Origin of the sequence: Limnospira sp. PMC 1279.21, from assembly GCF_032349615.1 — a bacterium.
Classification (GTDB): domain Bacteria; phylum Cyanobacteriota; class Cyanobacteriia; order Cyanobacteriales; family Microcoleaceae; genus Limnospira; species Limnospira fusiformis.
In genome coordinates, this window is the sequence record NZ_JARPLU010000138.1 from 1 (window position 1) to 12,911 (window position 12,911).

General features: G+C 43.2%; 9 protein-coding genes and 1 pseudogene. 3 read left to right on the plus strand and 7 right to left on the minus strand.

Annotated features, from left to right (window positions below; all coding sequences use genetic code 11):
- Positions 1–349, plus strand: a pseudogene (locus P5683_RS18165) (hypothetical protein); the annotation flags it as partial.
- Here the strand turns inward: P5683_RS18165 and P5683_RS18170 are convergent.
- Genes P5683_RS18170 through P5683_RS18180 form a run of 3 tightly spaced genes read right to left on the minus strand, consistent with a single transcriptional unit; the run spans position 346 to position 3,876 of the window.
- Positions 346–1,044: an HAD hydrolase-like protein gene (locus tag P5683_RS18170; RefSeq protein WP_083806317.1), complete on the minus strand. Its 699-nt coding sequence runs from the start codon at positions 1,042–1,044 to the stop codon at positions 346–348. The pseudogene P5683_RS18165 and the gene P5683_RS18170 sit on opposite strands and share 4 nt — an antisense overlap.
- Before the next feature lie 25 nt (positions 1,045–1,069).
- Entirely contained in the window at positions 1,070–2,251 is a 1,182-nt protein-coding gene (locus P5683_RS18175) for a DNA sulfur modification protein DndB (protein ID WP_315640113.1), read from the minus strand.
- Between the two features lie 44 nt (positions 2,252–2,295).
- On the minus strand, positions 2,296–3,876 hold the full coding sequence (locus P5683_RS18180; RefSeq protein WP_315640112.1) for a DGQHR domain-containing protein: 1,581 nt from the start codon (positions 3,874–3,876) through the stop codon (positions 2,296–2,298).
- 191 nt (positions 3,877–4,067) lie between these two features.
- Between P5683_RS18180 and dndC the strand changes: the two genes are divergently transcribed.
- Complete coding sequence (dndC, locus tag P5683_RS18185; RefSeq protein WP_315645865.1) at positions 4,068–5,654, plus strand: DNA phosphorothioation system sulfurtransferase DndC; 1,587 nt, start codon at positions 4,068–4,070, stop codon at positions 5,652–5,654.
- A gap of 192 nt (positions 5,655–5,846) precedes the next feature.
- Positions 5,847–7,832 carry a DNA sulfur modification protein DndD gene (gene dndD, locus P5683_RS18190; protein WP_315641897.1) on the plus strand — a complete coding sequence of 662 codons (1,986 nt, stop codon included), beginning with the start codon at positions 5,847–5,849 and terminating at the stop codon, positions 7,830–7,832.
- On the opposite strand, the gene P5683_RS18195 is transcribed toward dndD, so the two are convergent.
- The 4 genes from P5683_RS18195 to leuC form a co-directional block, all read right to left on the minus strand.
- Positions 7,829–9,532, minus strand: coding sequence for an asparagine synthetase B (locus P5683_RS18195; protein WP_199456416.1), 1,704 nt, complete (start codon positions 9,530–9,532; stop codon positions 7,829–7,831). The two genes, dndD and P5683_RS18195, sit on opposite strands and share 4 nt — an antisense overlap.
- 251 nt (positions 9,533–9,783) lie before the next feature.
- Positions 9,784–10,446 carry a phosphoribosylglycinamide formyltransferase gene (gene purN, locus P5683_RS18200; protein ID WP_006622240.1) on the minus strand — a complete coding sequence of 221 codons (663 nt, stop codon included), beginning with the start codon at positions 10,444–10,446 and terminating at the stop codon, positions 9,784–9,786.
- A gap of 123 nt (positions 10,447–10,569) precedes the next feature.
- Positions 10,570–11,175, minus strand: coding sequence for a 3-isopropylmalate dehydratase small subunit (gene leuD, locus P5683_RS18205; protein ID WP_315640110.1), 606 nt, complete (start codon positions 11,173–11,175; stop codon positions 10,570–10,572).
- 95 nt (positions 11,176–11,270) lie between these two features.
- Positions 11,271–12,680 carry a 3-isopropylmalate dehydratase large subunit gene (gene leuC / locus P5683_RS18210; protein ID WP_046321611.1) on the minus strand — a complete coding sequence of 470 codons (1,410 nt, stop codon included), beginning with the start codon at positions 12,678–12,680 and terminating at the stop codon, positions 11,271–11,273.
- Positions 12,681–12,911 lie beyond the last annotated feature (231 nt).

Consider the following 12,911-nt stretch of genomic DNA (forward strand, 5'->3'; position numbering starts at 1 on the left):
TCAACTGCGGGGACGCTTGAAAGAAGAGATTATCGCTAAATTGCGAAATATACGGGGTTCTGGTGGGGGGAAAAAAGACAGAAAAACCTCCAAAGTATCCCCCTCTGTCAAGGGTTATGAACCTCCTGTGGTGAGTGAATATTGGCAGTATAAACAACAGTTGGAATCTTCTTTAGTCGTGATTTCACCACCTCCAGGAAGCGAGACAGTTTTGGATGTGTTAGGTCCAATTCCTCTGGGGACTACAGCCACGGCGGCGGATGTGGTTATGCAGTATTTAGAAACCATTTATAAAAATGTCAGCGATCGCGCCGTTTTGAGGGGATTCAATCGAGAGTCGGAAGGCTAATTTATCGGGAAAATAGATGCGATCGTTGGGGGTAAGTCTTGGGGTTGATTCATCATAAAATCCGGCTTATATTTAGCCAGTACATTAGCCGAATTAAACCCCCAAGTTACCGCGATACTCTTAATTTTCGATTTGTGGGCTGCGGTGATATCTCTGGTTTCATCTCCCACATAAACCGCTTGATGTTTGGGGATATTTTGCTGTTTTAGTAGGCGGTTAATAATTCGGTGTTTCCCAAAGAGTGTTGACTCGGAATTCAGATTATCAAAAAGTGCTAAAACACCATGTCGGTTTAACACAAATTCCACATTACTTGGTGAGTTAGACGTGATAATAGATAGTTGACAGCCTTGGTTTTTCAGGTCGTTTAAGGCTTCAGGAATACCCGGAAATAGAGAAATAGATCCGAGATTATTTTGTAATTCCTGCTGGACTCGGCGCAGGAGTTTAGGAATTTTGAATAGGGAGATATTAGACAGCTTAATAATTTGCCAAGAATTGAGATTTTGTAATTGCTGTAAATCAGTGGCTGTGGTGGGGGAATATCCAAAATCTGCCGCCAGGTCATTGGTAATGCTAATCACCACTTCCAAGGTATCAGCTAAAGTCCCATCAAAGTCAAATATGATAATTTTTTCATGTTTTTCATGGCGATCGACCATAAGGTTTAAGATATCTTTAAAAATGGCTATCACCAGTATACTACCCCCACCATAACATTTAACTCAGATAGGGATGAGATGAACCCCAGCCCAAATAGGCTTTAACTATATTAACCGCAATTCTCACCTGACTAGCCCCCATGGAAATTTTATAGGGTTTATGGGGGTTTTTGGGGTTAGGATCTATCGTGACCACATTATTTTCCCATAGACGACTCTCCCGCGACCAGTCCAGTTGCGCCAACTGAGATATTTTACTTCGATTAAACTCATTTTGCTGACCGTCATAGGTCATATATAACAGTCGCCCCAGTATTTCCAAACCCACCCGAAAACCTAATAAATATTTTTCCTTAAAATTAGCCACTTCTTCAACCGTTAATTCATCCACACTCTGATTAGCAATATGTGATGTGACCGGACATTCCGAAAAAAACTGATTCAGACATTGAGTTAATTCATGGGATGCCATTTCTACATCATAATCTTCTAAGTCATTATCCGGCTGATTAGTAAAAGCACAACTGACCAAATTCACAATATAAGCATTAGTATAAATCAACTTCTGCTTAGTGGAAGGGCTTTTTTTCACCTTCTCAGTTTTCCCATAAAACATGGAAACGCGATTGACCAAATTTTTGGTAATCCCAATGCGACCGGAATGTTCCCCAAAAGAAACCAGCAAAGATTTATCTAATTGTCTGGCTTGCGCCATATCCCTAAAGTCGGTCTGACACTGATTAAAATTCTCCTCCAAAACCAAAGTAATCGGAAAATCATCCTCACCGATTAACTTTCCTAAATCACTTTCAATTAATTGATGAATGGCGGTTTTGCGGTGTTGTCCATCAGTGATATCTAACTTATGACCACGGGGAATTATCACAAAACACACGCCTCTACCCAAGTCAAGAATTTGGATATCTTCAGGATTAACATTAGCTGTCAGTGTTCCCAAAATCCAGGGTTTATTTTTATGAACACGCTGGATAATATAGTCTTTAATTTCCTCAGCATGACCTTTAATCTCCGGTCGATTTTTGCCAGAGTCCGGGTCATTTCCCAGGGAGGGTCGCGCCTGTAGGAGAGTTGGTAAATCTTGGGCTGGGACATTAATTTGAATCATTTGTCGCCCTCCCTGGTGACACATCAACCCCAAATAACACCTCTCGCGGAAGTATTGATTATAAAGAGGTGCCACCAAATGGTCTATTTTATTGGTAGGTTCATCATTAACCATGGTTTGATTAGTTGGTATGAATTTATATCTATTGTTAGATGATATCACAAATCTATAGGGTCAGGTAATCCTACTTCCCTGGGTTTAACTATCCGACCCTCAAAATTAATCGCCCTATTTTCAAAAGTCCGCGCCTCAGCCAGTTGTTTGCGTATAATTGCCTCATCCATTAATTCGGTGATTTCTCCTAGTAAATAAACAATTAAATCAGTAGCCAAAGACCGACCAGCTACTCGGACTCGGCGTTTATTGGGATCATATAATACGCCATACCATATAGATTGAGGGTATTCTATATGATTAAAACCACCCTCGGCATCAAATTTAACTAACTTTTTAAATACGGTTTCCAAGGGTTGTTGATAGTGAAATACCACCTTACCAATACCATGAGCGATCGCTATTTGTCCCACGGGTCTAAATAAAATATTTCCTAATCCTGGGGGGCGTTCAAATCCAAACCTTCGCAAATCAGGAGTTTCCATTCCTTGTGTAAGTTTTTGATAACTGGGTAAACTCGCCAAACCATCAAATAAACTCATTAATTCCTGAGTACCTAATGCCAACTCTTCGGGTTCGGGACGGTAGGGAACTAAACCGGGTTGTGGCGCTTTCCAACCTCGAAATTTAGGGTAACAACCTAGATATAATTCCGCCATATCTCGTAAGGCTTGTAAGGTAGTTAATACTGTTGATTTGGTGGCAACTGTGGCGCTATCCCAGTTAATCCGAGGCTTACGTCCGGGTTCATCTTTGAGTAGGGGATGATTAACAGCTACTTGGCGACAAACAATAGAAAAGCCATCATTTTCATCTAAGGCGGCTAACTGTCCTTTACTGAGTTTAACTGCCATTTGATTAAGGTGTACAAAAATCGACCTAATTCGCCTTTGTGCTTCCTGTCTAGTCTCTCCAGCCAAGACGGCGGGGATAAATTCAATGCCAATGGTTTCGTGGTTTAAGGCGGCTAGTTTATCTTGTGGGTGCATATTTACTATAGGCAATTTATCCCAAGTGATGGGTTCACCGACAGGCTTTTTGAGTTTGCTATAGGGTTGTATTTTCCGGGTTTTTAATAATTCTATGACTCCCTGAATCCCCATGAGTCTATGCTGTCCATCTAAAGCAAAGACAGAGACGGAAGATGATAAATCTAAGATGCCGATTTTTCCATGTTCATCTAAGGGGATATATTGGGCGGCTGAACAGGTAGCTTGTCCGTTTTTATCCCATTGTGGTGCTTGCGGGTTATCTACCCAGTGGGGACTAATAACGACGACGAGGGGGGGAAATTTCCGATCCCAATTGTGGGTAATCAGGTATTGTACCAAGATGGCTTGACGTGACCAGTCTAGGGGTCGCTGGAGTATAGCATCAATGGTTTCTGCGCCTCTTTCTATATTTTGGGTTTCGGGGTCAATGTGGCTTTTAAATAGGGGTAATTCGGAAGCATAACCAATGTGACTGGCAGCCCATTCTAGGCTGACTGCGCCTATATATCCTTGGGTGACTCCCATTGATGTCGGTTGAACTAAAATGCGATCGCTATTATTTAACAACTCGGTTAGCAGTTGTCCTAGTTCCCCTGGCTGTCCCTCGGTTTTTGGGTTTCTTGCGATCGTCATAGCTATTGTACTACTATACTGATATGGTTTTTAAAAACTTCTGTCCCCAATCGCATACTATCCTATATGGGGCATTTCGGCAAGGCTATTCTATCTGTTAGGAGGGACAGTGACAAACACCAGACCAGTTGGTTAGATTCAATTATGGCAATTCTAGCAGTTATCTCAATTATCTAAAGGAGTATTATCAAATGAACGCTGAACAAATCAATTTATTTCCACCCAGTCAAAATACGCCAAATACCAAAATTGAAGAATTTGTGGCATCCATAGAATTGTTAACCCAAGAAATTCAAGAACTCTACTGCTTGGATCATATTCCTTGGGTGATAGGTTATTCTGGCGGTAAAGATAGCACAGCCACATTACAACTAATTTGGAATGCGATCGCGCAACTACCCCCAGAAAAACGCCATAAGACAATTCATGTAATCACAACAGATACTCTAGTTGAAAATCCAGTAGTTTCAGCGTGGGTCAAAAAATCTTTAGAAAAAATGCAAGAGGCTGCTAAGATACAAAATATGCCCGTCCAACCTCATTTGCTAGTCCCTGAGATACCACAGACATACTGGGTAGGTTTAATTGGAAAAGGATATCCAGCACCTCGACATAAATTCCGATGGTGTACTGGACGCTTAAAGGTAGATCCATCTAATCGCTTTATCCGTAATGTTGTCCGATCAAGTGGTGAAACAATTGTAGTCTTGGGAACCCGTAAAACAGAAAGTCCTAATCGAGCAGCAATTATGGAAAAGCGAGAATTAAAGCGTGTGAGAGAACGCTTGTGTCCTCATCCTCATTTACCTAGCTCTCTGCTATATACTCCTATTGAAACCTGGCTTACTGACGAAGTATGGCTGTATTTAATGCAGTTTGAAAATCCTTGGAATTACAGTAATAAAGACTTGTTTGCAATGTACCGAGGTGCTACAGCAGACAATGAATGTCCCTTAGTTATTGATACCTCAACCCCTAGCTGTGGAAGTTCTCGTTTTGGCTGTTGGGTTTGTACATTGGTTGATAGCGATAAATCACTAACAGCAATGATTAATAATGATGAAGAGAAAGAATGGTTACAGCCTCTGGTTGATTTTCGTCTGGAATTAGATATATGGAATGATCACGATAAAAGAGACTTCCGGCGGATATTTGGGACAGTGCAATTGTTTGAAAGGAATGTTGACGGAGAAACGTCAGTCGAACCGATACCAGGACCCTATAAACGAGAATGGCGGGAATATTGGTTAAGGCGGGTATTAGAAGCTCAACAACAGGTTCGTAAAAATGCACCGCCTGATATGCGGGATATAACCTTAATTCAACCGGAGGAACTTAGCGAAATTCGGCGGATATGGTTGGAGGAAAAACACGAATTTGATGATAGTTTGCCGAGAATTTATCAAGAGGTGACAGGAGAACCTTTTGAAGACCCTCGCCATGGTGGTGGTAATGCTATGTTGGGTGTGGATGAATGGCAGATTTTGGAGGAACTTAGCGAAGGTGATCCGATGTATTTAGAACTGATGACCAGACTCCTGGATACTGAACGACAGTATAAAACTATGTCGCGGCGTACCGGAATCTATGATACCTTAGAAAGATGCTTTGAAACGAGTTCTCGATCGCAATCAGAAGCGATCGCAAATGCACACTATCAGCGAGACCTGAAACAAGCCGCTAAGGAAGGAAAAGTTGAAGATATCAAAAAAATTGTCAATGGTGAAAAACCGGAACCTCCCCAACAGCTAAACTGGGCGAGTCTCAAATTTAGTTAAGCGTCATGTATTAAGATGCTTCTGGGGGTTAGTTATCCCGTGATTTGTGATTGGTCACAAGTTGGATTAATTAACCCCCTAGGATGAAAATTGATGCCTTGATTTGGTGCAACTCAAGGGGGCTATATCCTAACTCCATAAGTTGTTGATTTCTGGCTCGACTCTATTAACCTTTACGGAAACTGCTATTCTGTGATTTTCCTGGAATTGACTCTGCAAAACTTCGGCCCCTATCGCGGTAAACAAGTTATTAACCTGCGTCCGCAAATGACTGGTGAAACGGTCAGTCCTATTGTCCTACTTGGGGGGATGAATGGAGGCGGAAAAACTACGCTAATGGATGCTATGCGCTTGGTGTTTTATGGTGCACGCGCCCAATGTTCGACTAGGGGAAATATTGCCTATCCTGATTTCCTCAAACAGGCGATTAATAAACATACCCCACCCCATGAAATGACCTGCGTGGAACTATTATTTGAACATATTTTAGAAAATAAACAGGTGGAATTTCGCATCCAAAGACGCTGGAATAGACATCTAAAAAATGGTAAGGATACGTTGGGTATTTTGATTGATGATTGGCCGGATAAGGGTTTGGTGGAAACTTGGGATGAACGAGTCGAAGATTTCTTTCCTTTGGGAATTTCTAATCTGTTTCTATTTGATGGGGAACAGGTCAAGGAATTGGCGGAATTAGACAGTCCTCCGAGTACGGTTATCCAGGCTATTCAGTCCCTTTTGGGGTTGGAGTTGGCGGAACGTTTATCGGTGGATTTGAATATTTTGGTGAGTCGGAAACGCAAGGAGTTGGCTGAGGTCTCTGAGTTGGCTACTTTGGAAGCAATTGAGTCAAAGTTAAATGAACAAATAGCAGATTGGGAAGAGGCAAAGTTGCAGGTTGTGCGACTTGATACGGAGTTACAAAAAGCCCATAAACGAGAAAGACAAACTCGTGATAAGTTTCGGACTGAAGGGGGTAAGGTAGCCCAGGAAAGAGACCAAATTGAAAGACAATTACGGGAGGAACAAGAGAGGTTAAATGAAAAGCGCGATCGCTTGCGAGAAATGGCGGCAGCTTGGCTACCTTTGGCATTAATTCAGCCTCTGTTAGAGCGGGGAAAAGTGCAGGGGGCAAAGGAAATTCGGGAGAAAAAAGCCAGAATTGCGCGGGAGGTGGTGGCGGAACGCGATCGCCGATTATTGGAGTATTTGAAAACTCTGGATTTGGGCGATATTAGTTTGGATAAGGTTCGGAGTTTTTTGGAGTCGGAGAGTTCCGCCAGTTCCGATGATTCTTTACAGGATTTTTGGTTAGATATGGATGAAATTACTCTCGGACAGCTTACCAGTGTTCTGGAACATCAACTCCCTAATCAAATTAGCCAAACCAAGTCTTTTAAAAATGAACTGATAGGCATTCAGGAGACGATTGTAGCTAAGGAAAGACAGCTAAATGTGGCGGCACCCCCGGAGGTTTACGAAGAACTTTTACAGGCGGTTTCTGATGCGGGGGCGGATGTGGCGAAGGTGAAAAGGGATTATGATCAAGCTATAATTAAGCGCGATCGCTATGAGGCTATGGTGGAAAAAACTAAGAAAGAATTGTCCGAATATAGCCAGGTGACTATCGATCGCAAAAATGCCAACCACATTATCCAAACTTCCGAAAGGGTACAAAAAACTTTAGTACAATTTCGGGAAAAGTTGACCCTCCGAAAACTTAATAAGCTGGAAATAGAAGTGACTGAATGCTTCCGCTATCTTCTCCATAAATCAGACCTAGTTCATCGAGTCGTTATTGCTACCCAAGATTTTAGTTTGTCTCTGTATGACCCCCAAGGTCAACCCGTCCCCAAACATCGCTTATCTGCCGGGGAAAAACAACTATTGGCGATCGCTTTTTTGTGGGGTCTGGCGCGGGTTTCTGGTCGCCAGCTTCCTATTGCTATTGATACCCCCCTGGGAAGGCTAGACTCCTCTCACCGCTATAACCTAATTGAACGATATTTTCCCTCCGCCAGCCATCAGGTAATTTTGCTATCTACAGATACAGAAATTGGCGAACCCGAATTAAAAAGCCTCCGACAACAAGAGGCGATCGCCCGTGAATATTTACTTAAATATGACCCCAAACAAGGACACACAACTATTGTACCTGGTTATTTTATCAACAGTTAATTTTTCTGGGTTTGTAGCCAAATTTCTAAACTCACTAATAACCAGAGTTTAATCCCAAATTTTTGATAAGCCGGACTTTGGGGGTTGAAAAGTTCCTTAATAAACTTTTGGTTAATATAAGGGGCGATCGCCGCATTTTTATTGAACAATAATGCCTGGGTGCGTTGTTGCCAATGGTGGTAAAACCACGAACCTACAGGAACCCGCATCCCACTTTTTGGGCGATAAATAATCGAGGCTGGTAATACATCAGTAACCGCTGCTTTTAACACGGCTTTCTCATTAGCAGCAGAGAGTTTATACACCGGTGGAACTTGTAAACTTAGGTCAACAACTCGCTGATCAAATAATGGCGATCGCCCTTCTAAACCCGCCGCCGATGTCATATTACTCACTTTGGTTAAAATATGGTCTGCCCCCTTAAATTTAATATTAATTAGCATCAATCGATTTAAATATTCTTGGGCGGAATTTAAGTCGGGTTCAAATACTGACGGCGCATCTTTTACCTGCTGCCAAATTTCCGGTTTCAGAAGTTCCGGTAAATGGGGATAGCATTTTTTAAAAGACTCTAAATAGGTGGTCAGACGATTAGGAAAATGGTTGTAAATATTCCCATACAGTTCATAGAGTAACATCGGCTTATTTTTCGGACCGCCAAAACAAGGGTCGCCTCCTTCCCCGTTTAAAATAACTCCGACATCCTGTTTGGCTACCTGTCCCAATAAATAGTTAGGAACTGTCAGAGGATCACCAATAGGATCGTCTAAATTTGCCATAGTAATTGCTAGATTATCCCATACAGTTTCTGGCTGGATTTCCAGAATATGATGCTGAGTTTGGCAATGTTCCGCTACTAAATTGGCAAATTCTAATTCGTTGGGATATTCAGCCCCAAAATGGATTGAATAAGTATGGACTTCCTGCTGATGAAATTTACTGGCTAAAGCTGTAATCGCACTAGAGTCTAATCCCCCTGATAAATAAGCGCCGACAGGTTCCCCAATAGGTAGGGATTCTGCCACTACTTGATTAAGAAGCGATCGCAATTTTTGGCTGTAATATTCTAGGGGTTGATCGCGATCGCCTATTTGTTCTTCCGGTTGCCAATAAACTTGTATTTTCCCAGATTTCCCAGGGTCTGACCATTCGTGTATTGTCCCCGGACGTACTTCTTTTACCCCTTCCCAGATGGTTTGTTCTCCCGGAATAAACGCGCAAGAAAGATAGTCTCGTAAAGCTAGATAATCTAATTTTTGGGGATGAAATTTCCCTAGGCTTCTCAGACGAGGTGCTACCCGCAAAATACCTTGATTAATTGTATAGTATAGGTTTCTCCCACCTACAGCATCTCGTGCTAACCACAGTCGCCTTTGGCTTCTGTCCCAAATCACTAGGGCAAATATTCCTTGTAACTGCGACAGGACTTCGGGAATATTATCCCTGTGGTCTAAATCGTCTAATAATTGGTCAATATCCCCATTAATTAAACTACTCTCCCCTACTATGACAAATCGCTGCTTTAAGCTGATAATTGGCTGGGTTTGGTAAATCGCAATTGTCTCCTCTTGCCAAGTTATTTCATTCGATGGAGTGATATCATTACCTAAACTTACCCACCAATTTGGCCGGATTTCTGGCTCTGGTAATCTTTGACGATGACGAGGTTTCAAAAGCTGCCAGGATGATAAAAAAGACATATTCAGGGATAGGTGCTGCTCCAAGTTGCATTTTAGCCGAAATTCCTTCGCAGGGGTTGACAAATTGGTGCAATTTGTGGGATTATTTAAGTGTAATGCTTCATAATCGAACTCTAACAGTTTGCCAAAAAAATGCCACTATTCCCATTATCTAAAAAGTATAGCACAAGTCCGCCCCAAAAGCTACCCCCCCAGAAAAAAAGGCGATTTTTTTAACATTTCTTAACTTTTCTTTACAAAACTTCACAAAATCAGGTTAATAGCAATTTTTGGTTCATCAAAGCGATCGCCCCAAGCATAATCTGATGTTCACATACTTGAATGCGCTGATGGAGAGTTTCGGGAGTATCCTGGGGTAAAACGGGGACAGCGGCTTGCATCAAAATCGGACCGCTATCAACAGCCAACTCGACAAGATGGACGGTACATCCTGTAATTTTAACTCCCGATTCCAAGGCTTGTTCAACGCCACGAATACCGGGAAAACTGGGCAATATAGCGGGGTGTAGGTTAATAATTTGGTGAGGAAAAGCGGCTACCAAAACCTGGGTAGCAATTCGCATCCATCCCGCAAATACAACCAAATCGAGATCATATTGATTGAGGGTATCAACAACCTGCTGATCAAAACTTTCTCTAGTGGGGTAGTCGCGGTGATTAACCAGAATAGTGGGGATATCAAACTTTTCGGCGCGTTGTTTAACCTTAGCCTTGGGGTTATTGTAAACTAAAACCTGTATTTGGGCGTTAAGTTGTCCATCGCGTATTTTTTGGGCAATTACTTCAAAATTACTGCCACTACCGGAAGCCAAAACCCCTAATTTGATGGGTTTTCCGGGAATAAATAGGGGGTCAGGTAAGGGGGGATAAATTAGATAGGGTGTAGAATCAATGGGGTTTTGATAGGGAATCATGGATTTAAGCAATGATATCGCTGCTGTGGCTAGAATAATTCCGGCACTTGAGTAAGTATACGCGAAAGGGGAATAGGTTAGGCGAAATGTTCAACCCAACCTACTACCAAAACTGGGGTAAGATTATGCGATCGCCGAATTATCCCATTGCAAATAGGGCAACTTAGCAGCAGTAGTGCGGATCTGGTCATGATTAGCAATCAACTGACCGCAATTATCCCAACTACCATTAATAAAGGACTGTCGGGAGCCTTCATTCATGTTCACATCAATAGTTAAGTCGCCGCCGTGAACTTTCAGCGTCCCCAGATCCATGATAATTTCAACTTGGGGATTTTGCTGTAATAACTGTTGTAATTGTGTGACCGCCTCTGGTGTAGCGGTGACACAGGGAACTCCGATCGCCACGCAATTACCAAAAAAGATTTCGGCGAAACTTTCCCCGACAATAGCTTGAATACCCCATTTGGCTATAGCTTGGGGAGCGTGTTCTCGGGAGGAACCACAGCCAAAATTTTCATTAACCACCAAGATATTAGCACCTTGATATTGTGGGAGGTCAAAGGGATGATTTCCGTTTAATTGTTGACGGTCATCAGCAAATACTTGTTGTCCCAAACCATCAAAGGTTACACAGCGTAAAAACCGGGCGGGAATGATGCGATCGGTGTCAATATCACCACCAACTAAGGGGATACCGCGTCCTGACACCTTGTGAATTTTACTCATGATTTTTGACTAGGAAGATTCGGATTAGTTAACAAGAGGAAATAAGGAGAGTTCCCCCCTACCCGGTTGCATCAGGTAATGGGGGTACTAATTAACTAGGCTTCGATTAACTTACGAACATCGGCAACTTTTCCGTTAACCGCCGCCGCGACGACCATGGCGGGACTCATTAATAATGTGCGTCCGGTAGAGGAACCTTGACGGCCTTTAAAATTGCGGTTAGAAGAAGATGCACTAATTTGGTTTCCCTGTAACTTGTCAGGGTTCATAGCCAAACACATAGAACACCCAGCTTCTCGCCACTCAAAACCTGCTTCTCGGAAGATTTGATCTAGTCCTTCAGCTTCAGCGGCTTGTTTAACTCTTTCGGAACCGGGAACTACAAAGGCTTTCACCCCTGGGGCGACTTTGCGACCTTGGGCAAATTTAGCCGCCTCCCGTAGGTCGGTTAAGCGTCCGTTGGTGCAACTTCCGATAAAGCAAACATCAACTTTGGTTCCCTCAATGGGAGTTCCGGGGGTAAACTCCATATAGCGGTATGCTTCTGATGCGATCGCCTGATCGCTTGGGGGGAGATTTTCCGGTTTAGGGATGACCTCATCAACGCCAATACCCTGTCCGGGAGTAATTCCCCAAGTGACCGTCGGGGGAATATCAGCAGCATCAAAAGTTACCACATCATCATAAACGGCATCGGCATCACTGCGAATTTGTTGCCACCAGGCGATCGCTTTATCCCAATTTTCGCCTTTGGGTGCAAAATCGCGGTCTTTGAGATAGTCAAACGTGACTTGATCGGGGTTAACATAACCACAACGCGCGCCACCTTCAATAGACATATTACAAACAGTCATCCGTTCTTCCATTGACATGGCTTCAATGGTGGTTCCGGCGTATTCGTAAGCATAACCCACGCCGCCTTTAACTCCCAATTGTCGAATCACATGGAGGGTGACATCTTTGGCGTAGACACCTGGGGGGAGTTGGCCGTTAATTTCAATGCGGCGAACTTTGAGTTTTGATAAGGCTAGGGTTTGGGAAGCGAGAACATCCCGAACTTGGGAAGTACCGATACCAAAAGCGATCGCCCCAAAAGCGCCGTGGGTGGAGGTGTGGGAGTCTCCACAGGCGATCGTCATTCCCGGTTGAGTTAGGCCTTGTTCCGGTGCGATCACATGGACAATGCCTTGATTACCCGAACCGATGTTATAAAATCGGATCTTGTGTTCCGCACAGCTTTTTTCTAAGGCTTGCATCATCTCCTCAGCCAGGACATCCACGAAGGGACGAGCTTGATTTTCGGTGGGGACGATATGATCCACCGTAGCCACGGTGCGTTCTGGAAATAGGACTTTCAATTGGCGATCGCGTAACATCGCGAAAGCCTGGGGACTTGTCACCTCATGGATCAGGTGTAGACCAATGAAGAGTTGAGTCTCACCGGATGGTAGGGTTCCCACTGTATGGAGGTCCCAAACTTTATCAAATAGTGTTCCTTTGCTCATAAAACCATCGGTTAATCGGCGTATCGAACGCGCTGATATATCTGCCCCATTTTAACCTGTTTGGGAACTGTGGTAAAGCGGGGCGACGGATCGACCCCCTCAAATGCCCTAATTTCCCAACTATCTTAGGTTTTAGCCCCCGATCACTTTTCCGATTTGCTATAATAGAGATAACGTGCGAGACGTTTAGGAGTCAAATAAGGCTGCAATGCCTGAAATAACCTCCTAGAT